Below are 25,103 nucleotides of genomic sequence, written 5' to 3'. Positions count from 1 at the left end.
CGGACTCACCTGCAGATGCAACTGTTTCACCAACTGGCGTGGTTTTTTAAAGCCAACCGGCGCACCTATGCTCTGGCCCTGATGATGCTGGCAGGCGTTGCCCTGCTCAACGCGGCCCTGCCCTACCTGATCGGCCAGACCATCGACCTGTTGCTGGCCGAAGGTGAACTGAACCACCCGGTCGAACAGTATCTGCTGGTATTGTTGGGCATGGGCCTGCTGATCTATCTGTTGCGGGTGGGCTGGCGTCTAATCCTGTTTGGCACCTCCTACCGCCTGGGCGGCATCCTGCGCCAGCGCTTCTACCAGCGCCTGACCCGCTTAGGACCGGCGTTCTACAGCCAGCAAAGTACCGGTGACCTGATGGCCAAGGCCACCAACGATATCGACGCCATCGAGCTGGCGGCCGGTGAAGGTGTTCTGTCCGGCTTCGACGGTGCACTCACCTTTGTCCTGGTGATCGCCATGATGCTGTTTGCCATCGACTGGCGTCTGACCCTGATCGCTCTGCTGCCGTTCCCGTTAATGGGCTACGGTTTCTATAAGATCTCCCGTTCCGTTCATAAACACTTTCAGGAGTCGCTGGAACGTTTTTCCGATCTGAACAACCAGACCCAGCAGGCGTTGGCCGGTATCCGGCTGGTCAAGGCGATGGGACGTGAGCAGGCGGAAAGTGACACCTTCAACGGCATCGCCGAAAAAGCCGCCCGCTGCAACTACCAGGTGGCCCGTTACGAAGCCCTGTACGAACCGGTGATCTACCTCTGCCTGACCACCTCGCTGCTACTGATCCTGGCGGTCGGCGGCTGGCTGGTGTGGCAGGAGGAGCTCACGGTTGGCAAGCTGGCCAGTTTTACTCTCTACATGGGGCAGCTGATCTGGCCGATGTGGGCCTTTGGCTGGCTGCTCAATATCGTTGAGCGAGGCAGCGCGGCATTCAAGCGCGTGGATGAACTGCTCAATACCGCCGATACCATCGATGATCGTGGAGAAACTCGACCGCAGACACCCGCGATTGAGGTGGTGAACCTCGACTTCAGCTACGAGCCCACCAGCCCACAGATTCTAAAAGGCCTGAACTTCGTCCTGCCAGCCGGTAAACGCCTGGGGATCGCGGGTCCAACCGGATCGGGCAAAACTACGCTGATTCAGCTGCTGATGCGTCACTGGGAATCCAATACCGAGCAGATCCGCATCGACGGCACACCGCTGCAGGCGCTTTCCCTGCATGAACTGCGCGCCTGTTTTGCCTACGTGCCGCAGGACAGTTTCCTCTTCAGCCTCAGCATTGCGGAGAACATTGCACTAGCAAAACCGGACGCATCCCAAGCGGAGATCCGTCATGCAGCCCGGATTGCCGCGCTGGACGAGGATATCCAACGCTTCCCCGATGGGTACGATACCCAGGTGGGTGAACGCGGTATAACCCTGTCCGGCGGACAACGTCAGCGCCTGGCGATTGCCCGCGCCCTGATCACCGATGCACCGGTGCTGATTCTGGACGATGCCCTGTCTGCAGTGGATGTACATACCGAACAGCAGATCCTGCAGCACCTGCGCAGCGACACCCAGAACCGCAGTGTGATCATTATCAGCCACCGCCTTTCGGCGATCGAAGATGCCGATGAAATTCTGGTACTCAACCATGGTGAGATCAGCGAACGGGGGCACCACGACAGTCTGACCCAGCATGACGGCTGGTACAGCCGTATGTGGACCTACCAGCAGATGGAGGCGGCTTTGGATGAACGATAAGCCACGCAGTACTGCAAATACCAACAACCGCCGCGGCACTTTCCAGCTGCTGTCGGCTTATATCTACGGCGACAAGGCTCTACTGAGCAAAGCCACGATCTTCCTGTTGCTGGCGACTGCGGCCGACGTGTTCGGCCCCTATCTGGGCAAGGTGTTTATCGATGACTACCTGATGCCCCGCAACTTCGACACCCAGGCGCTGGTTATCCTGTTGTGTCTATATCTGGTGACACAGGTCGCAGCAGCCTGGTTGCGTTACAAGCAGACCATGCATTTCACCACTATGGCACTGAACGCGGTGCAGGATATCCGCCAGCGCGCTTTCAAGCACGTGCTCAACCTGCCGATGGCCTATTTCGACCACGCCCGCACCGGCCAGCTGGTCAGCCGCATCACCAACGACACCGAAGCGATCAAAGACCTTTACGTGCAGTTCCTGTCGGTGGTGATGAGCAACCTGATCCTGTTGGTGGGTATCCTGATTGCCATGGCCTTGCTGGACCTGCAGCTGATGCTGGCGTCGGCCCTGCTGATTCCCACCGTCGTAGGTGTGATCTTCCTCTACGAAAAGTTCAGCGGTCCGGCGGTACAACACAGCCGCCACCTGCGTTCCGAGATCAACGCCAACGTCAGCGAATCGATTGCCGGCATGTCGGTCGTGCAAGCGACCAACCAGCAACAGCGCTTTATCGGCAAGTTCGACTCCGTCAACGACGATTACTACCGTGCCCGCATGCGTACCATCAAGGTCAGCGCCCTGCTGCTACGCCCGGCCATCGATCTGCTCAGTGTACTGGTACTGGTCGCCATCATCTGGATGTTCGGTTTGCAGGTCACCACGGGGGTGGCCGAGGTCGGTGTGCTTTACGCCTTCCTTAACTACCTGGGCCGTTTTACCGAACCGCTGGCCGAAGTAACTCAACGCTTCAACCTCTACCAGCAGGCGATGGTGGCCGGTGATCGGGTACACACCTTGATCGAGGAGAGCGAACAGCAGTACCACAACACCCCAGCACAGGTCAGCGAAGGTCGCTTATCGGTGTCCCAGCTCAACTTCGCGTATCAGGTAGACAAACCGGTGCTGCACGATATCAGCTTCAGCCTGCAACCGGGCGAGCTCTATGCAGTAGTGGGTCATACCGGCAGCGGTAAGAGCACCCTGCTCAGCCTGCTGCTCAACTTCTATCAGGGCAATCCGGGTGCGATCCAGCTGGATAACCAACCACTGGAAAGTTTCAGCCACGACAACCTGCGCCGGGGCATTGGCCTGATTCCGCAGGAGCCGTTCATCGTAGCGGGCACCCTGCGCGATAACATCGATATGGGCCGTGGTCTGCCAGAAAGTGAACTGCTGCGTGCTGCACAACAAGCCCACTTGAGTGACACACTGGCGCAACTGCCGGAGGGTCTGGATACGCTGCTGGGTGAAGGCGGTACCCGCCTGTCCACCGGACAGCGACAGCAACTGGTGATCGCCAGAGCCCTTGCCGCATCTCCGCGTATCTTGCTGCTTGATGAAGCGACTGCAAATGTGGACAGTGAAACGGAACAGGTGATTCAACGGGCGCTGAAGGAACTGCACGGTCAGGTCACTATGATCATTGTTGCGCACCGGCTCTCGACGATAAAACACGCCGATCAGATTCTAGTGTTGTCCCACGGACGGATAGAGGAAAGAGGCACCCATAAGGAGCTGATGGGCGAAGAGAAAGGGTTGTACCGCTCCATGTATCAGCTGCAACAGCAGGCGAAGCGGGTCGAGATGCTCAGTTAAAGCACTGTATCAGGTTGGCAATCGGCGCTTCCGCCGTCGCCCGGTAGCTTCTTCCAACCAGCGTTCGCGCTGCGCCTGATCGACCTCATTCCAGTTGAGGATCTGCTCCAGCGAGCGCCCGCAACCAAGGCAGATGTCGTCCTCGTCCAGGCAACAGTTGCGCACACAAGGCGCGTTTTTCCTTTTCATCTGCATCCTTGAGTCTCTCCGACTTACCTTGTCCTATCCCGGAAATGAAAAAGTTACCCTGAAGCTTAGCTCAGGGTGGCTTTTTTGCGAGTTGCCCAACCCGGCACCCGCATAAACCAGGCACTTCCGACTACCCGGCCCCATACATCAAGTCCCCCAAAACCCTTACACCACACCCCCCGTTGTACTGCTTTTGCATCACTTACCCCATCAGGTTTCAGGAACTGAAACCCAATCACCATATTGTAGATTGTTGGACAATCTACAATATGGTGATATTATCCATCCTGTTCCTGGTCACCAAACGACCAATTCGGAAACACCGATTCAGACAAATAAAAATAAATGAGGTACCTAAGATGGGTATTCGTACTGACTGGCCGACCTTTGTCACCACACTGGTGGTACTGCTCGGCATCTGTATTCCTTTGCTAGCGATGCCCGAGCAAGCGAATGCATTCATCAATGCAGCCTTCGGCATCATGACGTCCAAATTCGGCATTCTTTATCTCTGGGGTGGGATCGCGGCTGTGATTCTGCTGGTTTGGCTGGCAATGAGCCGTTACGGGCAAGTAAAGCTGGGTAGTCCCGAAGACAAACCGGAATTCACGGCTTTTAGCTGGGCCGGCATGCTGTTCTGCGCCGGTATCGGTTCCGGCATCCTGTATTGGGGTGTAATCGAGTGGGCGTATTACCTGCAGTCACCACCGATGGGTATTGAAGCAAACTCTGATGCCGCCGCCGAATGGGCCGCCACCTACGGCATGTTCCACTGGGGTATTACCGCCTGGGCATTCTATGGTGTTCCTGCCATTCCTCTGGCGTACCTGTACCACGTTCGCAAACAGCCGGAACTGAAACTCAGTGCAGCCTGCGAAGGCGTAATTGGCAAACACGCCCACGGTCCGCTGGGGCGTATCATCGATATTCTGTTTATGTTTGGTTTGCTAGGAGGTGTGGGTACCAGCCTGGGCCTGGGCACACCGATGGTGGCAGCAGGCCTGAGCGATATCCTGGGCATCGAAAACACCATGGGCCTGAGCGTGTTTGTCATGCTGCTCTGCACGGCGATTTTCGGCATCAGTGCTTACTCTGGTCTGAAGAAAGGCATCAAGGTGCTAAGTGACATCAATGTCTGGCTGGCAATTGCGCTACTGGTATTCATTGTTGCGGTGGGCCCGACCCTGTTTATCCTCAAAACCACCACCAACGGCATTGGCCTGATGTTCCAGAACTTTGTGCGCATGAATTTCTGGACCGATCCGGTTACCAACTCCGGTTTCCCGGAAGGCTGGACCATTTTCTACTGGGCATGGTGGATCGCGTATGGTCCGTTCATGGGGCTGTTTGTCGCCAAGATCTCCCGTGGTCGCACCATCCGTCAGGTCATCTCCGGTATGTTGATCTTTGGCAGCTTGGGTTGCTGGGCCTACTTCGGTGCACTGGGCAATTACGCCATGCATCTGGAGTTGAACGACATCCTGTCTGTGACCACGTTGCTGAATGAAAAGGATGCGCCAACGGCCATCATCGCAGTGATCAACTCCCTGCCACTGTCCAGCATCGTGCTCCCGCTGTTCTGTATCCTGGCGCTGATCTTCCTTGCCACCCAGTTTGACTCTGCCGCGTACACCATGGCGGCGGTAGCAACGGTGGAACTGAAGGAAGATGAACATCCTGCACGCTGGCACCGTCTGTTCTGGGCATTTGCCCTGGCTGGCTTGCCCCTCAGCTTGCTGTTTGTTGGCGGCCTGAAAGCCCTGCAGACCGCGGCGATCACACTTGCCCTGCCACAACTGTTCATTACCGCCATTATGGCGATCTCCCTGGTGCGTTGGTTACGGGAAGACGAATACCGCCTGCAGCCAGCTATGGCTCCAATTCCGGTAGCGGCTCATCAACCACGCCGTGAAGAAACAACCGCAGACATGACCGTCTGACATTGAGTAATGTGACCAACGCCCTATACCCGGCTGCGGTCACAACTCCCCAAATTTTACTCCCCAAACCATGGGATTGCGTGAATGAAAGAGCTTGAAATTGAAAGCGCGGAGGTCTTCGCCGTTACACCTCCGGTCGAGCGTTACCGCCTGGCGGGTGATATGGGCGAAGTATTCGAAACCCTGACTCTGCTGCGCTTAAACACCCGTTGTGGTGCGCAGGGATTCGCCGGTATTACCACCTACTCGGAACATGACTTCGACAGCGCGCCGGCAGCCGCCCTGAAGTCCCTGCTACCTGAATTGATGGGACGCAATGCCTGGGATACGGATACGATCTGGCGACACCTGATGGGTCGCTACAACAGCATGACCCCGAAACCTCAATCGGTCATCGATATCGCCTTGTGGGACATGAAAGCCAAGGCGCTGGATCTGCCGCTCTACCGCCTGCTGGGAGGCAGCCGCAACAGCATCGACGCGTATGCCAGCACTCCCGTATTTGACCACCCGTCCGAGTACGTGACGTTTGTCCGGCAACTACTGGCCCAGGGACACCGTACGATCAAGTTCCATGTCTGGTGTAACCTGGAACAGGACCTGGCGCTGCTTGACACCATCGATGAAGTATTTGGCTCTAAACTGCCATTTATGATCGATCTGGAGGAGCGTTACAGCCGTCAGGATGCACTGGTCATCGCCAAACGACTGGAGCAGATGAACTGCATCTGGCTGGAAGCCCCATTACTTGATACGGATCTGGCGGGCTATGCCGAACTGCGTAGCGCAACGACAGTGCCGATACTACCGGCAGGCAATACCCTGCTTACCCCGGGGCTTTTAAATCTGGCTCTGAAAGAAGAGGCCTGGGATGCACTGCGCACCGACGTGACCTACGCCGGTGGCTTTACCGCGGGTCGCACGATTGCAGCCCTGGCGCAGGCCAACAACCTGGACCTTGAGCTACAGTCCTGGGGTTACAGTCTGACTCAGGCCGCCAATCTGCACCTGATGCTGTCGCTGCCAAACAGTCAGTTCTTCGAACAACCCGTACCTTACCCTAGCCATGAAGCCTGCTGCTTAACACCGATACGTACAGTAGATGGTCAGGTCCAGGCCCCTTCCGGTGCGGGTCTGGGCATCGAGATGGACTGGCAAGCGGTGCAGGATCACTCAATCTGGCACTACACGATAGGTGGTTAAGTGGTTCAAATAACGGATATCGAAGTCATTGAGCTGCGGGTGCCCAGCGAGCGCGAACTGGACCTGGATCCGACCAATAACAATTGTCTGATCCGGATTGATACCGATGCCGGGGTCAGCGGTATTGCCGAAGTCGACAGCTTACCCTCGGTAATCAAGGCGATCGTTGAAGCACCGCCCCGTATCAACACACTGATGGGGTTGAAGTCGATCCTGCTGGGTCAGGATCCAACGGATATCAACGGCCTGTGGCAGAAGATGTACCACCACACCAGCTACTGTGGGCGGCGTGGTGTGGTCATGCATGCCATCAGTGGCGTCGATATCGCCCTGTGGGACCTGCTGGGCAAACTGGAAAACAAACCCGTCGCCGAACTGCTGGGCACGGTTCAGCAACGTCAACTTCCGGCCTACACCACGGTATACCCCCTGGGTCGTAATTTGGAAGAGTTACAGCAAGCGTTGGAACGGGCAATGGAATACCCGGTCAGAGCCCTGAAACTGGCGATCGATCCCTTCTGGCGGGACGAACCCGAACTCGGCGCTGAGCTGCTTGATGCCGCTCGCCGTTTTGTCGGTGATGAGATGGAGCTGATGCTGGATGCCACGGCCAGCTTTCACAGTTATCAGGAATTGGCGCCGCTTTTGCCTGCACTACGTGAATGTCGGATTCAGTGGCTGGAAGCTGCGTTCCCGCTGGATCTCATCGATCAATTCACCGCCCTGCAAGCGGCTAACATACCGGTAGGCGCTGGAGATACCGGCCTGACTGCGCCAGCAGAGTGGCAACCGTTTTTCACCGAGGCGGGCATTAATATCGCCCAGCCCGACATCAGTTGGGTAGGCGGGTTCACTGCTCTGAAGCAGATCACGAGCATGGCAGCTGAACATAATTGCCGGCTGATCCCTCACGGTTGGAATACAGACCTCACCCTGGCGGCCAATCTGCACTTTCTGGCAGTTCAGCCCAAGGCGGAATACGTGGAGTTTTCAACCTCCACATCCCCATTACGCTGGCAGCTCGCCACGAACGGTCCACAGATCGGCCCCGACGGAATGATTGAACGGCCAACTGGCCCCGGCCTGGGTATTGAGCTGGATGATGAGATCATCCAGCGCTACCGTGTTGCCTAAAAGATGACCTCAACAGAAAAAGGCGTCGGATGACGCCTTTTGTTTTCTCGCTTATCGGAGCTCCTCAAAGCCGGTGATATTACGGATCGCCTCGGTCTCTGCCCGGTCACTTTCCCCCGCACAAATCGCCTCCACCAGGGCAGCATGGCTGAGGCCCACACTCTCCGGTTCAAAATCCCGGTTAGCAGCGGCGATATAGGCAAGGAACTGATTCTCGACCAACTGGTACTGGCTGGCCAGACGGGAGTGGCTGGACAATTCGATGATCAGCTTATGAAGGTCCAGATCGGCACGGGTAATTGCCTTGAGATCGCCCAACTTACATAAAGCCAGGAGTTGCTGATAGGCCTCACGCAAGCGATCAGCTCCTTCTTCACAGATCCGCTCGGCCGCCAAACGTGCCGCCATCCCTTCCAACGTCGCGCGCAGGGTATACAGCTCCCACAGGTCCTGGTCGTTGAGTTCAGTAACCGACCAGCCGGCATACGGCACCTGGGTTACCAACCCTTCGGTCCCCAGCTGGTGCAGGGCGATACGGATGGTGCCACGGGACAAGCCATACTCTTTGGCCAGGGTTGTCTCCACCAGGCGGGTTCCCGGGGTTAGATTCCCGTTTACAATATCTTCCCGCATCAGATCGGCCGCCTGACTTTCCAGACTGCGCTTGCTGATCTTCGCCGATTTATTCATCTCTTCCTGGATACCCGTCACATTGTCAATTGCAGGACAATTATATCAGAGCCTGAATTATTTCCGCCCACAAAAAAAGCCCACCATAAGGCGGGCTTTTTCGAATACGGGATTAACAGCGAATCACGACTTACCGTGACTTACCATATCCTCAACCACGGCCTGCTCTTCGTGCAGGTCATCTGCTACCGGCTCAGACATCGGCAGAACCAGGTTCAGTACAATCGCCACCAGACCACACAGACTTACACCCTGCAGGTTCAGGTCGCCGTTGCCGATCGCCATGCCACCAATACCAAATACCAGGGTAGTGGAAACGATCACCAGGTTGCGCTGTTCGCTCATATCAACACGGGCTTTCACCAGCGTGTTCAGACCCACACTTGCGATGGAGCCGAACAGCAGGATCAGGATACCGCCCATCACCGGTGCAGGAATGGTCTGCAGCAGCACACCAAACTTGGACACAAATGCCAGCAGGATCGCGAAGATAGACGCCCAGATCATGATCTTAGGGTTGAACGCTTTGGTCAGCATCACCGCACCGGTTACTTCGGAGTAAGTGGTGTTAGGTGGACCACCGAACATGGATGCAGCGGAGGTTGCGATGCCGTCACCCAGCAGGGTACGGTGCAGACCTGGCTTTTTCAGGTAGTTTTTACCGGTTACGTTTCCGATCGCCAGTACGTCACCCACATGTTCGATCGCCGGTGCAATCGCCACCGGCAGCATGAACAGAATCGCCGCCAGGTTGAACTCAGGGGTTACGAATTCAGGCATTGCCAACACTGGCGCTTCGGCAACCTTGGTCAGGTCAACCATACCCATGGTGCTTGCCGCGATATAACCTACCAGTACGCCTGCCAGGATTGGCACCAGGCGGAAGACACCTTTCGCCAGGGTCGCAACCAGCAGCGTGGTTACCAGCGCAATCATGGAAACGATCATCGCATCCTGGTACGGGAACAGCTCAATCGCACCGTCGCCGGTTTTACCCATCGCCATGTTGACGGCGATCGGTGCCAGACCCAGACCAATCACCATGATCACAGGACCGGTGACCACCGGTGGCATGATACGGTGCAGGAAGCCGGAGCCTTTGATCTTAACCAGCAGCGCCAGCAGCATGTACACCACACCTGCAGCAAACAGCGCGCCCATGGTGGCTGAAACGCCCCAGGTCTGTGTGCTGTAAGTGATCGGTGCAATAAACACGAAGGAAGACGCCAGAAAGACCGGCACGGAGTTTTTGGTTACTGCGTGGAACAGCAGGGTACCAATACCCGCGGTAAACAGCGCAACACTTGGGTTCAGACCTGTCAGCAGCGGCATCAACACCAAAGCGCCGAAAGCCACAAACAGCATCTGCGAGCCCGCAAGGATGGTGCGCAGGTTTGTGAAGGAAGAATCACTCATTCAGGTAAGCTCCTGTTACTTACTGAGTACCAAAGATTTTGTCACCCGCGTCGCCAAGACCCGGGATAATGTATCCCTTTTCGTTCAGGTGGCTGTCCACAGACGCCACGTACAGGTCCACATCCGGGTGAGCTGCCTGCAATTTTTCAATACCTTCTGGTGCAGCAACAAGCACCAGAGCACGGATGCTGGTACAGCCAGCTTTTTTCAGCATATCGATGGTCGCAATCATGGAACCACCGGTCGCCAGCATCGGATCGATCACTAGGGAAATACGGTTGTCGATATCACCCGCCAGCTTCTCGAAGTAAGCAACCGGTTCAAGGGTTTCTTCGTCACGATACAGACCCACTACGCTGATTTTGGCGCTTGGCACCAGCTCCAGCACACCGTCCAGCATACCGAGACCGGCACGCAGGATTGGTACGACGGTAATCTTCTTCCCTTTGATACGTTGCGCTTCCACGTCGCCACACCAGCCGTCCAGGGTGTAAGTCTCCAGCTCCAGATCCTTGGTCGCTTCGTAGGTCAACAGACAGCCAACCTCAGCAGCCAGCTGACGGAAGCTACGGGTACTCATATCCCGTGCCCGCATTAAGCCGATCTTGTGCTTAACAAGCGGGTGATTGATCTCTTTTACACTCATTTTTGGACCTCAAATGAAGCTTTTTGGAAACAAAAGGAAAGGATTGGAAAAACTTGCTAATATTAGCGAAATCGTTCAAATATGTCATTTAAACGACGCCATTTCAGCCGCGTATCTTACCGCGTCATACAACTTTCGTTTAGTCCTTAAACATGGAGAAATGTCAGGAAAATGAGCAGTCCTGATCTGGAACACATTACGCAGGCGTATATGCAGGCTGATCTGCTGTACAGCGAGGCAGAAGTTGAGCAAGCCCTGCAGCGGATGGCGGTCGAAATCACCAACGATCTGATAGACAAAAACCCAGTGGTTTTTACGGTGATGAACGGTGGTTTGGTCACTGGTGGCAAGCTGCTCACCAAGCTGATCTTTCCACTGGAAGCGGAATACCTGCACGCAACCCGTTATCGCAACACCACCTCGGGCAACGACCTGGAGTGGAAAGTCGAACCGTCTATTGATTTCCAGGGCCGCAGCGTACTGATCGTCGATGACATTCTCGATGAAGGACATACCCTGGCTGAAATCTGCAACTACTGCCAACAACACGGCGCCAGCGAAGTACGTGTTGCGGTACTGGTTAACAAGCTGCACGACCGCAAAGCACGACCTGACATGAAAGCAGATTACATCGGCCTGGATGTGGAAGACCGCTACCTGTTCGGTTACGGCATGGACTATCAGGGCTACTGGCGTAACGCCCCGGGTATTTTTGCGATTAAAGGCAAATAATCACCGGTAGAATCTGTTCCCGGCTTATTGTTGCCTGATTCTTTCTAATCCCCGTTTTTCTAAGACAAAGGGATAAGCGGTGATTGAATTTTTCTCTGTTGCCAGCGGGGATAAATTGGATAGAATCGAAACCGATATAAACAACCAACGGTTAAATCATGACGGAAGTCGTCATTCTGGTGGTCTCCACCACCCTGCTCTTTTTCTGGCTCCTCAGCCTGCGAGCAAAAGCGGTCGAGATGCGCCGCCAGCCTGTTTCCGAAAGCCTGACCGGCGACGATCAGCGCACTTACCGGGAATAAGCATCGGCAGTAAGCCACCACGAACAGGCCCCTTGCGGACCTATTCGCCCAGCCCTAGTTAGCCGTTTCCGTGCAACTCTTCAAATAGCGCGACGTATTCCTGCGTCATCTTGTGCTTTGGTGCCAGGTGGATCAGCGGGATGCCTTCGTTGTGAGACTCTTTCATCTTCACCGATGAGGAGATCTTGGTGCCCAGCACCGGCAGGTCATCCGCCAGCAGCTCATCCACAATCGCCTGTGGTAAGGTCGCGCGCGGCTGGAACTGGTTGACCACAATGCCTTCGATCTGCAGATCTTCGTTGTGATCCATCTGGGTTTCCTGCACGTTTGCCAGCAGGCTATAAAGTGCCTGACGGGCAAACTCGTCACAATCGAACGGGATCAGACAACGTTGTGCTGCTACTAGGGCTGACAAGGTAAAGAAGTTGAACGCAGGCGGCGTATCGATATACACCGCATCGTATTCGCCATCCAGCTTATTCAGTGCATCGCGTAACTTGTAGATCTTATGCTTGGATTCCAGCTTGGACTGGAGATCACCCAGGTTATAGGCCGACGGCAACATATGCAGGTTGTCGTACTGGGTTTCGTGGATAAAACTAGAGGGCGCAGCCGGGTTCACCTGAAAGCTCAGGGTCTGCTCAAAGAAGCTACGCACCGTCGGATCCAGCTCCATGTAATCGTCGCCCATCAGGTAGTGACTGGAGTTACACTGCGGGTCCAGATCGATAACCAGAGTGCGCAATCCACGGGCGGCGCTTATCGAGGCCAGGTTCACGGCGATACTGGATTTTCCCACCCCACCTTTCTGGTTAAATACAACGCGTCTGATCATCGTAATTGCTCCTCTCCATCCCCAGTTTTCCAAGCCCACCAAAATCTGGCTTTTCCGCACTGCAATATCCGAAATATTGAAGCGATCGTCAATCGTTATGGTGGGAATTTACGTCAAACTAACGGGAAATAATCGATTTCCATACTGGAATAGAAATTGCTGCAAAAACAACCAGGACTTTAGTCAAACTCCGTAGGGAAATCGTGGGTAAATTCGGGTAATTTGACAGAAAACAACTAAAACTTGCCATGTTGTAGACATCGAGTTCGGAGTTGTGCACACTATAGCGCTAAATCTCTCTCTGCGGTGCTATTCAGCACGTTTGCATAAGGCTGCATCGATGGCAAAAATTCTTGTATTGCACGGCCCGAATTTGAACCTTCTCGGCACCCGGGAACCCGAGGTGTACGGTTCAACGACGCTTGCCGATATCAATCAGGAACTTAGCCAGCAGGCCGGCGCGGCCGGTCATGACCTCGACAGTTTTCAGAGCAACGCCGAATTCGAACTGATTGAACGTATCCACCGGGCCCGTGATGAAGGTGTAGCCTTCATTATTATCAACCCGGCCGCGTTTACTCACACCAGCGTAGCCCTGCGTGATGCCCTGTTGGGTGTTGCTATTCCGTTTATCGAGGTCCACTTATCTAATGTGCATGCTCGCGAGGCGTTCCGTCACCACTCCTACTTCTCCGATAAAGCAGTAGGTGTGATCTGTGGTCTGGGCGCACAGGGATACCAGTTTGCGCTGCAATCTGCGATAACGCAGGTTGCGTGATACCGAACAGCAACAGTAAACAGCTAAAGAGACAAAATTCAGAATGGATATTCGTAAAGTTAAAAAGCTTATCGAACTGCTTGAAGAATCCAACATCAACGAAATCGAAATCAAAGAAGGCGAAGAGTCTGTACGCATCAGCCGTGGCAGCTCTGCTGCACCTGCAGTAGCGTATGCAGCTCCTGCGCCTGTAGCAGCACCAGCTCCTGCTGCTGCAGCTCCGGCGGCAGCGCCAGCAGCTGAAGCGGAAGCGCCAGTTGCTCATTCCGGTCACGTTGTAACGTCTCCGATGGTAGGTACTTTCTACCGTTCCCCATCTCCTAGCTCCCCTTCTTTCGTTGAAGTGGGCCAGACTGTAAAAGTGGGCGACGTAATCTGCATCGTTGAAGCGATGAAGATGATGAACCAGATCGAAGCAGACAAAGCCGGCGTTGTGGAAGCGATTCTGGTAGAAGACGGTCAGCCGGTCGAGTTCGACCAGCCACTGGTTACTATCGTTTAAGCGTTCCCACAGACCTGATTCAAGGACATCCAGATGCTGGAAAAAGTTGTCATTGCCAACCGAGGCGAGATCGCACTGCGCATCCTGCGTGCCTGTAAAGAGCTGGGCATCAAGACCGTAGCGATCCACTCCAAGGCTGACCGCGACCTGATGCATGTACGCCTTGCAGATGAAGCTGTCTGCATCGGTCCGGCGCCATCTCCACAGAGTTACCTGAACATCCCTGCTATCATCGCAGCAGCAGAAGTAACCGACGCCATGGGCATCCACCCAGGCTACGGCTTCCTGGCTGAAAATGCGGACTTTGCCGAGCAGGTAGAGCGTTCCGGCTTCCAGTTTATCGGCCCGAAAGCTGAAACCATCCGCCTGATGGGTGACAAAGTTTCCGCAATCGAAGCGATGAAAAAAGCAGGTGTACCAACCGTACCGGGCTCTGACGGCCCACTGCCGGTAGACGACGGCGAAGCGATGAAGAAGATCGCACAGCGCATCGGCTACCCGGTAATCATCAAAGCGGCTGCCGGTGGTGGTGGTCGTGGTATGCGTGTGGTTCACTCCGAAGCATCCCTGCTGAACTCCGTACATGTAACCCGTTCCGAAGCTGCTGCAGCATTCGGCGACGACACCGTGTACATGGAGAAATTCCTGGAAAACCCACGTCACGTGGAAGTACAGGTTCTGGCCGATGGTCAGGGCAGTGCGATCCACCTGTATGACCGCGACTGCTCCATGCAGCGCCGTCACCAGAAAGTGGTTGAAGAAGCACCAGCACCACACCTGGATCCGGACGCACGTGCGAAAGTACTGCAGTCCTGTGTGGATGCATGTCTCGAGATCGGTTACCGCGGCGCAGGTACCTTTGAGTTCCTGTACGAAGATGGCGGTTTCTACTTCATCGAGATGAACACCCGTGTTCAGGTTGAGCACCCGGTTACCGAGATGATCACCGGTATCGACATCGTGAAAGAGCAGCTGCGCATTGCATCTGGCCTGCCACTGTCTATCAAACAGGAAGACGTTGTTGTTCAGGGCCACGCGTTTGAGTGCCGTATCAACGCGGAAGATCCAAAATCCTTCCTGCCAAGCCCGGGTACCGTGAAGCACTTCCATGCACCTGGTGGTCTGGGTATGCGTGTAGACTCCCACCTTTACAGTGGTTACACCGTTCCACCTCACTATGATTCCCTGATTGCCAAGCTGATTAGCTTTGCAGAGGATCGCGAAACCGCCCTGATCCGCATGCGCAACGCGCTGGACGAAACACTGATCGACGGTATTCGCACCAACATCCCACTGCATCAGGATATCGTGCGTGACTCTCACTTCCAGAAAGGTGGTGTAAACATTCACTACCTGGAGAAAAAACTGGGCCTGTAATAAGACCGGTTTAAGAAGCCCAAAAAGCCCGTGTTTACACGGGCTTTTTTGTGCATGCAATCAAGCCCCAACCTCCCGCACCGTGCCGGAAGGCGATATACTGGGGGTTCTCTCGTGAATTGGAAAACACCATGCCTTGGCTACAGATTAAAATCACCACAACACCGGACCACGCTGAACAGTATGAAGACCTGCTGCTGGCAGCCGGCTGTGCATCCGTAACCTTTCAGGACAACAAAGACCAGCCGATCTTTGAACCGGATCAGGGTACCACCCCACTCTGGGATAGCACGGTGATTACCGGCCTGTTTTCCGCCGATCACGACCTAAACGCCACCAACCGTTTTATCCAGCAGGCACACGACCAACTCTTCCCGGGGCAACCACTGCCACCAATTAAAGAAGAAATTCTGGAAGATAAGGATTGGGAGCGTGAGTGGATGGACAACTACCACCCGATGCAGTTCGGCAAACGCCTATGGGTCTGCCCAAGCTGGAAGGAAGCCCCGGAACCGGATGCGGTAAATATGATGCTGGACCCGGGTCTGGCTTTTGGCACCGGCACCCACCCAACCACAGCCCTGTGCCTGGAGTGGCTGGATGCACAGGATCTGGATGGCTTTAAAGTTGTCGACTACGGCTGTGGCTCCGGCATCCTGGGTATTGCCGCCCTGCTGCTGGGTGCAGACCACGTCACCGCTGTGGATATCGACCTGCAGGCACTGCAAGCCAGCAAGGATAACCTGGCACGTAACAAGCTGAGCGAAGAGCGTCTGAACGTCTACCTGCCGGAGAACACCCCGGACGTAGAAGGCGACCTGATCGTTGCCAACATTCTGGCAGGCCCGTTAGTCGAGCTGGCGCCAACCATCGCCAAGCACGTAAAGTCCGGCGGCAAACTGGCACTGTCCGGCCTGCTGGCTGAACAGGCCGAGGCAATCAACGAAGCCTACTCTCCTTGGTTCGACCTGGATGCACCGGTTGAACGCGAAGGCTGGATTCGCATCACCGGCACCAAACGCTAAGCAGACTCTGCACTGCCCCATCAAATTTAAGGGACGACCCTAATGTCGTCCCTCATCCCAGCACTGATGCGCCCTGCGAGAGCTTAAAAGACTAAAACAGTCAAGCCAAAATCGTACAAAAAAGCATCAAAAACGGCTTGGACCTCTGCCGCTGAAGCGTTATCATTGTCCGCCTTCCTTGTATTAAATCGCCTTGGGGCTCTGTGCAGCCTCACGGTATTTTTTTACCCAAAATTAAGGTTAACCATGTTCCGAATCGGACCATATACCATTGATAGCCAGACCATTCTGGCCCCAATGGCAGGCGTCACGGACCGACCGTTCCGGCAGCTTTGCCGGCAGTTTGGTGCGGGCCTGGTTGTGTCCGAGATGGTGACCTCCGATACCCGTCTGTGGAAATCCCGCAAGTCTACCTACCGCCTGAATCACGAAGGTGAAGCCGAACCACGATCTGTACAGATCGCGGGCGGCGATGCCCAAATGATGGCGGATGCCGCGCGGATGAATGCAGAACGGGGTGCTCAAATCATCGATATCAACATGGGTTGTCCTGCAAAAAAAGTGTGCAATAAAGCCGCTGGTTCCGCGTTGCTGCGGGACGAAGCACTGGTTGCTGATATTTTGCAGACCGTTGTTGCGGCTGTTGATGTGCCTGTCACGCTGAAGTTCCGTACCGGCTGGGATATGGATAACCGCAACGCGCTGAACATCGCGCGCATGGCGGAAGATGCCGGTATTGCGGCGTTGGCGCTGCACGGCAGAACCCGCGCCTGTGGATACAAGGGCGAAGCCGAATACGACACCATTGCAGAGGTTAAGCAAGCGGTATCCATCCCGGTTTTCGCCAACGGCGATATCGATTCACCACAAAAGGCCAAACAGGTTATCGCGCACACCGGTGCCGATGCCGTCATGATTGGCCGGGGAGCACAGGGACGCCCTTGGCTATTCAGGGAGATCAACCATTACCTGGCAACAGGTGAGTTAATGGAAGAACCCTCACTGGATGAGATCAGAACTGTTCTGCTGGGACATCTGCAGGAGCTACGAACCTTTTACGGCGACTACTTAGGCGTTCGGATCGCTCGAAAGCACGTAGGGTGGTACCTGCAAGCCCAGCCGGAAGGCAAGACCTTCCGCAAGGAATTCAATGTATTGGAAACAGCAGAAGAGCAGACGCAAGCGCTTGAGCTTTACTTTGAGCGCGCTGCCGACCCTCTGGCTGCCTGACAAACTGGATACGTATTACTGTGGAATATAAAGAAATTAATCAGCCGACCCTTACTCAGAACGCAACTGCAGAAACCGGCACTACCCTGCGCGACAGTGTACACCTGGCGCTGAACAACTACTTCCGTCAGCTCGACGGACAGCCGGTTACCGACGTATACCAGATGGTATTGTCTGAGATCGAAGCACCACTGTTCGAATCTGTAATGGCATACACCAAGGACAACCAGACCAAAGCTTCTCAGGTTCTGGGCCTGAACCGCGGTACCCTGCGCAAGAAGCTGAAACAATACGGTCTGCTGTAATCGCTTTTTACTAGTACTTTTTCTTAGTGCTTTTTGTTAGTTAATGGGAACTCCAATCACCATGGCAGAGAACACCACTCCTGTACGCCGCGCCCTGATCAGCGTGTCAGACAAAACCGGCATCGTAGAATTTGCTCAGTCACTGAACGCACGCGGTGTTGAGATTCTTTCTACCGGCGGCACCTACAAGCTGCTGAAAGAAAACAACATCCCTGCAGTCGAAGTATCTGACTACACCGGTTTCCCGGAGATGATGGATGGTCGTGTTAAGACCCTGCACCCGAAAGTACACGGCGGCATCCTGGGCCGTCGCGGTACCGACGATGCAGTCATGTCCGAACACGGCATCACCCCAATCGATATGGTCGTAGTTAACCTCTACCCATTCGAACAGACCATCAACCGTCCTGATTGCGATCTGCCTCTGGCGATCGAAAACATCGACATCGGTGGTCCTACCATGGTGCGTTCCGCAGCGAAAAACCACAAAGATGTAGCGATCGTTGTAAATGCATCCGATTACGATGCAGTTGCAGCTGAACTGGAAGCTGACGGTGGTCTGGGCTACAAAACCCGTTTCGACCTGGCTGTTAAAGCGTTCGAGCACACCGCTGCATACGACGGTATGATCGCGAATTACCTGGGCGCAATCGTAGAAGGTGAAGAGGAAGAACCAGCAGACTTCCCTCGTACCTTCAACACCCAGTTCGTGAAAGCACAGGACATGCGCTACGGCGAGAACCCACACCAGCGTGCGGCGTTCTACGTTGAGTCCAACCCGGCTGAAGCCTCTGTTTCTACTGCGCGCCAGCTGCAGGGTAAGGCACTGTCCTTCAACAACGTTGCAGACACCGATGCAGCGCTGGAATGTGTTAAGCCATTCAAAGAGCCTGCATGTGTGATCGTAAAGCACGCTAACCCATGTGGCGTAGCAATCGGCGCAGACATCCTGGAAGCGTACAACCGTGCATTCCAGACCGATCCGACTTCCGCATTTGGTGGCATCATCGCGTTCAACCGCGCGCTGGATGCAAAAACTGCACAGGCGATCATCGAGCGTCAGTTCGTAGAAGTGATCATCGCACCATCCGTATCTCAGGAAGCGTCCGACCTGGTGGCATCCAAGCCAAACGTTCGTCTGCTGGAGTGCGGCGAGTGGGATGCTAACCGTGCACACGGTTTCGACTACAAGCGCGTAAACGGTGGTCTGCTGGTTCAGGACCGCGATCTGGGCATGGTAGACGCATCCGCACTGAAGGTTGTATCTCAGCGTCAGCCAACCGAGCAGGAGATCCGCGATCTGCTGTTCTGCTGGGAAGTGGCTAAGTTCGTTAAATCCAACGCCATCGTCTACGCGAAAGACGGTCAGACCATCGGTATCGGTGCAGGCCAGATGAGCCGCGTATACTCTGCGAAGATCGCAGGTATCAAAGCAGCGGACGAAGGCCTGGAAGTGAAAGGCTCCGTTATGGCGTCTGACGCATTCTTCCCATTCCGTGACGGTATCGATGCAGCTGCAGAAGCGGGCATCGAAGCAATCATCCAGCCAGGCGGCTCCATGCGTGATGAAGAAACTATCGCAGCAGCCGACGAGCACGGCATGGCGATGGTCTTCACCGGCATGCGTCACTTCCGCCACTAAGCGGTTACAAGAACAACCCAGCAGCCCGGCATGTCCGGGCTGCTCTGTGTTTGAGGATTAAAGAGATGAAAGTACTGGTTATCGGCTCCGGCGGTCGTGAACACGCTCTGGCATGGGCGGCAGCACGCGACAGCAAAGTAACCGACGTTTTCGTTGCACCCGGCAACGCAGCGACTGCCCAGGAAGAGAAGATGCAGAACGTCGCAATTGACGTGATGGACCTGGACGGCCTGCGCACCTTCGCTAAAGACAACGCCATTGACCTGACCATCGTCGGCCCTGAAGCGCCACTGGTTGCCGGTGTAGTCAACCACTTCCAGGCAGAAGGCCTGCGCATCTTCGGCCCAACCGAAGGCGCGGCACAGCTGGAAGGCTCCAAGGCGTTCACCAAGGACTTCCTGGATCGCCAGAACATCCCAACCGCTGAATACGCCAACTTCACCGAGATCGAGCCTGCCCTGGCTTACGTGCGTGAAAAGGGTGCACCGATCGTGGTTAAGGCTGACGGCCTGGCTGCCGGTAAAGGCGTTATCGTTGCGATGACCCTGGAAGAAGCGGAAGACGCGATCAAAGACATGCTGGCAGGCAACGCGTTTGGCGATGCAGGCAGCCGTGTTGTGATCGAAGAGTTCCTGGAAGGTGAAGAAGCGTCCTACATCGTAATTGTGGACGGCGACAACGTACTGCCGATGGCAACCAGTCAGGACCACAAACGTGTCGGCAACGGCGACACCGGTCTGAACACTGGTGGTATGGGTGCATACTCCCCTGCCCCTGTGGTAACGCCGGAGATCGACCAGCGCGTGATGGACGAAGTGATCATGCCAACCGTGAACGGCATGAAGGCTGAAGGCAACGAATACGTTGGCTTCCTGTACGCCGGCCTGATGATCACCGCCGACGGCACGCCAAAAGTGATCGAGTACAACTGCCGTTTCGGTGACCCAGAAACCCAGCCGATCATGCTGCGCCTGAAGTCCAGCCTGGTGGATATGTGCAACGCTGCCCTGGACAAAAAGCTGGCTGAAACCACCGCTGAGTGGGATAGCCGCAAGTCCGTGGGTGTTGTTATGGCGGCAGGTGGCTACCCGGGTAGCTACGGTAAAGGCGACGTAATCAGCTTCCCGGCAAAATGCCCGGAAGGCACTAAGATTTTCCACGCCGGCACCAAGCTGGATGAGGAAGGTAACGTTGTTACTGCCGGTGGCCGTGTACTGTGCGTAACCGCACTGGGCGACAGCGTAACCGAAGCGCAGAAGCGCGCCTACGAGCTGCTGGACCAGGTAAGCTGGAAAGACGCGTACTTCCGTACCGACATCGCTTATCGCGCAATCGCACGTGAGCAGGGTGAATAATTCTCCTCTTACCGTGTGACCAGAAAGCCTCCTTCGGGAGGCTTTTTTGTGGGCGTTACTGGAAGGTTACGGAAAAATCAACAGCACTACAGGTAATCCCCCTGCCTTTGACGGCCGAGATGTTTATAATGTCGGCTTCGATATTTTCTCTGAATGACGTACTGAACAACGATGGCTTCATTACAGCGGCTAGACCAGGCACCCGGAAAGAAAAGATGGCTTCCAATTGCGATTGTCGCGGCAATTGCCGCAGGTGCAATTGCATACAGCGTACTGGACAACTCTGATAAGCAACCTGTTCCGATCACTCAGAGTACTGATGATGCATCCGATACAGAGCAAACTATGCAGCAGGCATACCGCCTTGCCCAGAATGGCCTGTACCGTGACGCCCTGAATACGGTCAACCAAGCACTGGCAAACAACGCCAACAACATGGATGCCCAGCTTTTGCAGGCAACCCTGCTGGCCAAAACCGGAAATACAACGGAAGCCGAGCGCCGTTTCAACGCCCTGCATGAACAGTATCCCGAACGTCCTGAGCCGCTGAACAACCTGGCGGTCCTCTATGCCGAAGCCGGTGACAGCAGCCGTGCCATTCAGACCCTGCAGAAAGCCTTCAAGACCCACCCAAGTTACGACCAGGTCTACCAGAACCTGAGCGATATGTACGCGGTCCTGGCAGCCGATGCCTATAACAAGGCACTGGGCCTGTCCGGGAGCGAAAACGGTCCCCAGCTCGCATCGCTGGATCGCTTTGGTCAACCAACTGCAATCAACGCCAGCAGCTCGCTGATCAGTCTCGCCACAACAACCCAAAGCGAAACGGCAGAGACAACTCCGGTTGTAACCACAACACCGACTCCACTTGTGGCTGATAGGGTTACTGAAACCGCAGTTGAAGTGACAGCCAATGAAGCAACAGAGCAAGAAACGGCTAGCACAGGGTCCGTTAGCGAGACCACTGTTGCTGTAACCGATAACGTACAGAGCGGCACTACAGAAACCGTTGGCATCAACGAAGCCGCACCGGAACAGACACCGCCCTACACCAACGTGGTGTTGAACGAAGCGGATTCGGAAGCCATTACCGCCGCACAAAACAATCCGGAAACCTTAAGCGACAACAACGGTACAATCGACAGCACCGTGCTGAGTGCATCGCCGGAAGAGCTGGCAATAGCCCGCGAAACGGAACGTGCTGCACAGTTACTCGCGAGCCTGGAATCCGGTACAGTGCCGGAAGCGGTCGAAGAAGTTGCGGAAGAAACGCCACCAACGCCGGAAGAGCTGGTTAGTGAACACCTCAAAGGCTGGGCTGAAGCCTGGTCTGCACAGGATGTGGACGGCTACCTGCGTGCTTACGTGGCGGGCTACAAACCGAATAATGCTACCAGCCACAAACAGTGGGCTGACCAGCGTCGTTCCCGTCTGACCCGGCCAACCTTTATCAAGGTTGAACTGAGCGACATCGAAGTCACTATGCTGTCGGATAACCGCGCCGAAGCCACCTTCCGCCAGAGCTACCGCTCCGACCGCTACCGCGACGTAGAGCGCAAACGGGTGAGCCTGATGCGCCGCTCCTCCGGCTGGAAAATTGTGGAAGAAGGCAAACTATAGTTGCTTCCTTTTTACCACGCATAAAAAAACGCTCTTCATTGAAGAGCGTTTTTGTTTATGTTGATAGTGTTTAAGGTTTACCCCGTCCCGGATTGCCCTCGTAGGCGATCTTCCAGCCATCGTCTTCCAGCACCCAGTACTGACGTTTCATGGAATCACCTTTGTAGTTGCTGCTTTTATAGGATTGACGGAACGTCGCCACCAACAGGTCCGGCTGATCCGGATAGGTGAACAGACTGAGCTGATCCACGTCCACTTTGATATATTTTTTACCCGAATTCACGCGACGCTTGTGAGACGCAAAACGCTTATAATCCCAACTACCGTTTTTGTAATCGGTAGAGTAATGGGACAAGTAACGATCGTTATCCAGGCTCTCCCAATCCACACGCCAGTTCTCCACCAGCCCCCGGTAGGAAGCCTGCTGGGCCAGCCAGTCGCTGCGTTTCATCCAACGCACGTTGTAACCCACCAGCACCGGCGTATTGCGGATATCCACCAGACCATCGAGTTCAGTGAAGTCTACGTTGCTCAGCGAGATACAACCTTCACTCGCCTCTGGCGGACGGCTGTAAGTTTCGAACGGCGAGCCATGTACCCAGATACCGTTGCCGGTGCGGCCCAGACGCTCATCCCACCGGTTAGGATAGTTCAGCGGCAACGCACCGGTACCGTATCGCTCGGGTAGATTTTCGTCCAGGAAACGTCCAGTTACAAAGTAGACACCTAGTGGAGTTTTCAGATCCCCCTGGCGCTCTTTACCGACACCACCACGGCCGTAGGAGGCGTAATAATCCTTGATCAGCTTCGGTACGCCCATCACATTTTCGAACACAAACAGACGGCGCAGACGGGTATCCATCACAATTGCGTATTTCTGTGACGGCGCCAGCTGGATCATCGACGCAGGCACCATATCCGGCGCCGGTTTCTCCTGTTCAATCAGTAAACGTGCTTTCGCTTCGGAGATCAGGCCGTGCAGCTGTTTGTCATCAATCGCCCGGTTACGACCTACATCCGTCAGGGGCGCACCACGTGCCGTCATCAAATCTGCGTAGATCAACTGTGCAAGGCGAAAATCCGGCTGCTGACTGGTCAGCGTACGCAGATCCTGCAGGGCAGAATCCACCCGATTTTCACGCAGGTGCCGCAAGCTGCTCAGCAGCAGCTCTTCGTTATCCGGTTGTACCTGTGCCGGAGAACTGGCAGGCGTCTCCGCATGCAGCGGCTGGGCTGCGATTGCGGCGGCTAACAGTATCCCTGGTACCAGTTTGTACATAGTCACTCAAACTCAGTGTGGTGGTCGTAGGGGGGTGATTATAACCGCATCTGCGCAAACACCCCAGATCAAAATTTAACCCGCCTGCCGCATTGCAGTTAGCAGTGATCGGTTCCGGATCTGTGACCGTAACTTGTTAGAAAAATTCGCTAAATTTATCTGAACTTTGCGAAAAGCTGTGCTATCCAAAATAGGAGGATACGCAAAGTGGCGTTCGGGAAATCCCTATAAAAATCATGGTGATCAGCGATTGGGGGATGATTCCAAAACGCACAATAAGGTTTTCCAAGATAACGCGTACGGAGGATCCCGTCATGTTTGAACAGATGGAAAACGCGGGCCTGGAAAGGCTGCATCTAGCCTGCGACCCTGAGAGCGGTTTAAGAGCAATCATTGCGATTCACTCCACTGTACGTGGACCTGCAATCGGCGGCTGTCGTTTTATCAGCTACCAAAGTGAAGCCGACGCCATTACCGATGCGACCCGACTCGCCCGCGGCATGAGCTACAAAGCTGCCCTGGCTGGCCTGCCCCACGGCGGCGCCAAAGCGGTGCTCATCAAACCCGAGCATAACTTTGATCGGCACGCCCTGATGAAGTCGTTTGGGCGCTTCGTGCAGGACCTGGGCGGTAAATACATCACCGCCATGGACAGTGGCACGCAAACCAGTGATATGGACTCTATCAGTCAGTCCACCAAGTGGGTGACCTGTACCAGCCAGACCGGCGATCCGTCGCCCTATACCGCGCTGGGTGTGTTCGAAGGAATCAGAGCCTCAGTCAAACACACATACGGCAGCGATGACCTGCATGGCATCCATGTGTCCGTACAGGGCCTCGGTCACGTCGGATACGCCGTTGCCGAACTGCTCTATAAGAGCGGTGCCCACCTGACCGTCTCCGATATCGACAACGCCAAAGTCCTTAAGGCGGTCAATGAACTGGGCGCCAAAGCGATCGCCCCTGACCGGATCTACGGGGTTGAAGCTGACGTGTTCTGCCCTTGTGGTCTTGGCGCCATCATCAACGACCACAGCCTGCAACAGCTGTGCTGCCGCATCGTGGCTGGCTCCGCCAACAACCAACTGGAACGGGAAGAACACGGTGAGCTACTGCGTCGCCGCGGCATTCTGTACGCCCCCGACTACCTGATCAACGCCGGAGGCCTGATCTTCGTCGCCATGCAACACGCAGGACAGAGTGATGCAGCGATCCATAGCAAAGTACGCCAGATAGGCACCTCTCTAGGCCAGCTGTATCAACAGGCCGATCAGGAAGATCGCTCCACCCACCGTATCGCCAACGAACGGGCCGAAACCATCATCGCCCGGGCGGCACTGCATTCTGCTGCGTAAACCTCATAGAGGAGTAGAG

At 55.2% G+C, this 25,103-nt stretch carries 23 protein-coding genes; 17 read left to right on the top strand and 6 right to left on the bottom strand.

Going from position 1 to position 25,103, the window contains the following annotated elements; genetic code table 11:
* Positions 1-15: 15 nt before the first annotated feature.
* The gene (locus tag ACEQ15_RS14155) at positions 16-1,755 is read left to right on the top strand and encodes an ABC transporter ATP-binding protein (RefSeq protein WP_370279860.1); all 1,740 of its coding nucleotides are present in this window, start codon (positions 16-18) and stop codon (positions 1,753-1,755) included.
* On the top strand, positions 1,745-3,529 hold the full coding sequence (locus tag ACEQ15_RS14150) for an ABC transporter ATP-binding protein (protein ID WP_370279859.1): 1,785 nt from the start codon (positions 1,745-1,747) through the stop codon (positions 3,527-3,529). The genes ACEQ15_RS14155 and ACEQ15_RS14150 overlap by 11 nt, the downstream gene beginning before the upstream one ends.
* Positions 3,530-3,538: 9 nt before the next feature.
* On the opposite strand, the gene ACEQ15_RS14145 is transcribed toward ACEQ15_RS14150, so the two are convergent.
* On the bottom strand, positions 3,539-3,718 hold the full coding sequence (locus ACEQ15_RS14145) for a DUF1289 domain-containing protein (protein WP_370279858.1): 180 nt from the start codon (positions 3,716-3,718) through the stop codon (positions 3,539-3,541).
* 359 nt (positions 3,719-4,077) lie between these two features.
* On the opposite strand from ACEQ15_RS14145, the gene ACEQ15_RS14140 reads away from it, so the two are divergent.
* From ACEQ15_RS14140 to ACEQ15_RS14130, 3 genes are all read left to right on the top strand, one after another.
* Positions 4,078-5,658 carry a BCCT family transporter gene (locus ACEQ15_RS14140; protein ID WP_370279857.1) on the top strand — a complete coding sequence of 527 codons (1,581 nt, stop codon included), beginning with the start codon at positions 4,078-4,080 and terminating at the stop codon, positions 5,656-5,658.
* A gap of 84 nt (positions 5,659-5,742) precedes the next feature.
* Positions 5,743-6,861, top strand: coding sequence for a mandelate racemase/muconate lactonizing enzyme family protein (locus ACEQ15_RS14135; RefSeq protein WP_370279856.1), 1,119 nt, complete (start codon positions 5,743-5,745; stop codon positions 6,859-6,861).
* Positions 6,862-7,995 carry a mandelate racemase/muconate lactonizing enzyme family protein gene (locus ACEQ15_RS14130; RefSeq protein ID WP_370279855.1) on the top strand — a complete coding sequence of 378 codons (1,134 nt, stop codon included), beginning with the start codon at positions 6,862-6,864 and terminating at the stop codon, positions 7,993-7,995. It begins immediately after the preceding gene.
* Positions 7,996-8,046: 51 nt separating this feature from the next.
* Here the strand turns inward: ACEQ15_RS14130 and ACEQ15_RS14125 are convergent, their stop codons facing one another.
* From ACEQ15_RS14125 to upp, 3 genes are all read right to left on the bottom strand, one after another.
* The gene (locus ACEQ15_RS14125; protein ID WP_370279854.1) at positions 8,047-8,685 is read right to left on the bottom strand and encodes a GntR family transcriptional regulator; all 639 of its coding nucleotides are present in this window, start codon (positions 8,683-8,685) and stop codon (positions 8,047-8,049) included.
* Between the two features lie 123 nt (positions 8,686-8,808).
* Positions 8,809-10,101 (bottom strand): uracil-xanthine permease family protein, encoded by a 1,293-nt coding sequence (locus ACEQ15_RS14120; protein WP_370279853.1) that lies wholly within the window; start codon positions 10,099-10,101, stop codon positions 8,809-8,811.
* A 19-nt stretch (positions 10,102-10,120) separates the two neighbouring features.
* Positions 10,121-10,747 carry a uracil phosphoribosyltransferase gene (gene upp / locus ACEQ15_RS14115; protein ID WP_282350462.1) on the bottom strand — a complete coding sequence of 209 codons (627 nt, stop codon included), beginning with the start codon at positions 10,745-10,747 and terminating at the stop codon, positions 10,121-10,123.
* 171 nt (positions 10,748-10,918) lie between these two features.
* Here upp and ACEQ15_RS14110 point away from each other — a divergent pair, with 171 nt between their 5' ends.
* The gene (locus ACEQ15_RS14110) at positions 10,919-11,479 is read left to right on the top strand and encodes a hypoxanthine-guanine phosphoribosyltransferase (protein ID WP_370279852.1); all 561 of its coding nucleotides are present in this window, start codon (positions 10,919-10,921) and stop codon (positions 11,477-11,479) included.
* Positions 11,480-11,637: 158 nt separating this feature from the next.
* Positions 11,638-11,781, top strand: coding sequence for a hypothetical protein (locus ACEQ15_RS14105; protein WP_370279851.1), 144 nt, complete (start codon positions 11,638-11,640; stop codon positions 11,779-11,781).
* 58 nt (positions 11,782-11,839) lie between these two features.
* Here the strand turns inward: ACEQ15_RS14105 and ACEQ15_RS14100 are convergent, their stop codons facing one another.
* Entirely contained in the window at positions 11,840-12,613 is a 774-nt protein-coding gene (locus tag ACEQ15_RS14100) for a ParA family protein (RefSeq protein ID WP_370279915.1), read from the bottom strand.
* Between the two features lie 343 nt (positions 12,614-12,956).
* Here ACEQ15_RS14100 and aroQ point away from each other — a divergent pair, with 343 nt between their 5' ends.
* The 9 genes from aroQ (at position 12,957) to ACEQ15_RS14055 (ending at position 22,450) form a co-directional block, all read left to right on the top strand.
* Complete coding sequence (gene aroQ / locus ACEQ15_RS14095; protein ID WP_370279850.1) at positions 12,957-13,394, top strand: type II 3-dehydroquinate dehydratase; 438 nt, start codon at positions 12,957-12,959, stop codon at positions 13,392-13,394.
* A gap of 43 nt (positions 13,395-13,437) precedes the next feature.
* Complete coding sequence (gene accB, locus ACEQ15_RS14090; protein ID WP_370279849.1) at positions 13,438-13,896, top strand: acetyl-CoA carboxylase biotin carboxyl carrier protein; 459 nt, start codon at positions 13,438-13,440, stop codon at positions 13,894-13,896.
* A gap of 33 nt (positions 13,897-13,929) precedes the next feature.
* Complete coding sequence (gene accC / locus ACEQ15_RS14085; RefSeq protein WP_370279848.1) at positions 13,930-15,273, top strand: acetyl-CoA carboxylase biotin carboxylase subunit; 1,344 nt, start codon at positions 13,930-13,932, stop codon at positions 15,271-15,273.
* Between the two features lie 131 nt (positions 15,274-15,404).
* Complete coding sequence (prmA, locus tag ACEQ15_RS14080; RefSeq protein WP_370279847.1) at positions 15,405-16,298, top strand: 50S ribosomal protein L11 methyltransferase; 894 nt, start codon at positions 15,405-15,407, stop codon at positions 16,296-16,298.
* 246 nt (positions 16,299-16,544) lie between these two features.
* Entirely contained in the window at positions 16,545-17,528 is a 984-nt protein-coding gene (gene dusB, locus ACEQ15_RS14075; RefSeq protein WP_370279846.1) for a tRNA dihydrouridine synthase DusB, read from the top strand.
* Positions 17,529-17,548: 20 nt separating this feature from the next.
* Positions 17,549-17,833 (top strand): DNA-binding transcriptional regulator Fis, encoded by a 285-nt coding sequence (gene fis, locus ACEQ15_RS14070; RefSeq protein WP_370279845.1) that lies wholly within the window; start codon positions 17,549-17,551, stop codon positions 17,831-17,833.
* A gap of 61 nt (positions 17,834-17,894) precedes the next feature.
* On the top strand, positions 17,895-19,475 hold the full coding sequence (purH, locus tag ACEQ15_RS14065) for a bifunctional phosphoribosylaminoimidazolecarboxamide formyltransferase/IMP cyclohydrolase (RefSeq protein WP_370279844.1): 1,581 nt from the start codon (positions 17,895-17,897) through the stop codon (positions 19,473-19,475).
* 65 nt (positions 19,476-19,540) lie between these two features.
* Positions 19,541-20,830 (top strand): phosphoribosylamine--glycine ligase, encoded by a 1,290-nt coding sequence (purD, locus tag ACEQ15_RS14060; RefSeq protein ID WP_370279843.1) that lies wholly within the window; start codon positions 19,541-19,543, stop codon positions 20,828-20,830.
* A 171-nt stretch (positions 20,831-21,001) separates the two neighbouring features.
* Positions 21,002-22,450 (top strand): tetratricopeptide repeat protein, encoded by a 1,449-nt coding sequence (locus ACEQ15_RS14055; protein ID WP_370279842.1) that lies wholly within the window; start codon positions 21,002-21,004, stop codon positions 22,448-22,450.
* A gap of 70 nt (positions 22,451-22,520) precedes the next feature.
* Here ACEQ15_RS14055 and ACEQ15_RS14050 read toward each other — a convergent pair whose 3' ends face one another.
* Positions 22,521-23,729: a murein L,D-transpeptidase family protein gene (locus ACEQ15_RS14050; RefSeq protein ID WP_370279841.1), complete on the bottom strand. Its 1,209-nt coding sequence runs from the start codon at positions 23,727-23,729 to the stop codon at positions 22,521-22,523.
* 314 nt (positions 23,730-24,043) lie between these two features.
* Between ACEQ15_RS14050 and ACEQ15_RS14045 the strand changes: the two genes are divergently transcribed.
* On the top strand, positions 24,044-25,084 hold the full coding sequence (locus tag ACEQ15_RS14045) for a Leu/Phe/Val dehydrogenase (protein ID WP_370279840.1): 1,041 nt from the start codon (positions 24,044-24,046) through the stop codon (positions 25,082-25,084).
* Positions 25,085-25,103 lie beyond the last annotated feature (19 nt).

This window comes from Pontibacterium sp. (assembly GCF_964228735.1).
GTDB lineage: Bacteria > Pseudomonadota > Gammaproteobacteria > Pseudomonadales > Balneatricaceae > Pontibacterium.
The sequence above is the reverse complement of the archived record's forward strand: the minus strand, read 5'-3'. Positions and strand labels throughout refer to the sequence as shown.

Coding starts and splice junctions, on each gene's coding strand:
- purD (WP_370279843.1), top strand. CDS start 19,541: ATGAAAGTACTGGTTATCGGCTCCGGCGGTCGTGAACACGCTCTGGCA.
- dusB (WP_370279846.1), top strand. CDS start 16,545: ATGTTCCGAATCGGACCATATACCATTGATAGCCAGACCATTCTGGCC.
- upp (WP_282350462.1), bottom strand. CDS start 10,747: ATGAGTGTAAAAGAGATCAATCACCCGCTTGTTAAGCACAAGATCGGC.
- purH (WP_370279844.1), top strand. CDS start 17,895: ATGGCAGAGAACACCACTCCTGTACGCCGCGCCCTGATCAGCGTGTCA.
- accB (WP_370279849.1), top strand. CDS start 13,438: ATGGATATTCGTAAAGTTAAAAAGCTTATCGAACTGCTTGAAGAATCC.
- ACEQ15_RS14105 (WP_370279851.1), top strand. CDS start 11,638: ATGACGGAAGTCGTCATTCTGGTGGTCTCCACCACCCTGCTCTTTTTC.
- ACEQ15_RS14050 (WP_370279841.1), bottom strand. CDS start 23,729: ATGTACAAACTGGTACCAGGGATACTGTTAGCCGCCGCAATCGCAGCC.
- ACEQ15_RS14110 (WP_370279852.1), top strand. CDS start 10,919: ATGAGCAGTCCTGATCTGGAACACATTACGCAGGCGTATATGCAGGCT.
- accC (WP_370279848.1), top strand. CDS start 13,930: ATGCTGGAAAAAGTTGTCATTGCCAACCGAGGCGAGATCGCACTGCGC.
- aroQ (WP_370279850.1), top strand. CDS start 12,957: ATGGCAAAAATTCTTGTATTGCACGGCCCGAATTTGAACCTTCTCGGC.
- ACEQ15_RS14055 (WP_370279842.1), top strand. CDS start 21,002: ATGGCTTCATTACAGCGGCTAGACCAGGCACCCGGAAAGAAAAGATGG.
- ACEQ15_RS14045 (WP_370279840.1), top strand. CDS start 24,044: ATGTTTGAACAGATGGAAAACGCGGGCCTGGAAAGGCTGCATCTAGCC.
- ACEQ15_RS14135 (WP_370279856.1), top strand. CDS start 5,743: ATGAAAGAGCTTGAAATTGAAAGCGCGGAGGTCTTCGCCGTTACACCT.
- prmA (WP_370279847.1), top strand. CDS start 15,405: ATGCCTTGGCTACAGATTAAAATCACCACAACACCGGACCACGCTGAA.
- ACEQ15_RS14145 (WP_370279858.1), bottom strand. CDS start 3,718: ATGAAAAGGAAAAACGCGCCTTGTGTGCGCAACTGTTGCCTGGACGAG.
- ACEQ15_RS14125 (WP_370279854.1), bottom strand. CDS start 8,685: ATGAATAAATCGGCGAAGATCAGCAAGCGCAGTCTGGAAAGTCAGGCG.
- ACEQ15_RS14140 (WP_370279857.1), top strand. CDS start 4,078: ATGGGTATTCGTACTGACTGGCCGACCTTTGTCACCACACTGGTGGTA.
- ACEQ15_RS14155 (WP_370279860.1), top strand. CDS start 16: ATGCAACTGTTTCACCAACTGGCGTGGTTTTTTAAAGCCAACCGGCGC.
- ACEQ15_RS14120 (WP_370279853.1), bottom strand. CDS start 10,101: ATGAGTGATTCTTCCTTCACAAACCTGCGCACCATCCTTGCGGGCTCG.
- ACEQ15_RS14150 (WP_370279859.1), top strand. CDS start 1,745: ATGAACGATAAGCCACGCAGTACTGCAAATACCAACAACCGCCGCGGC.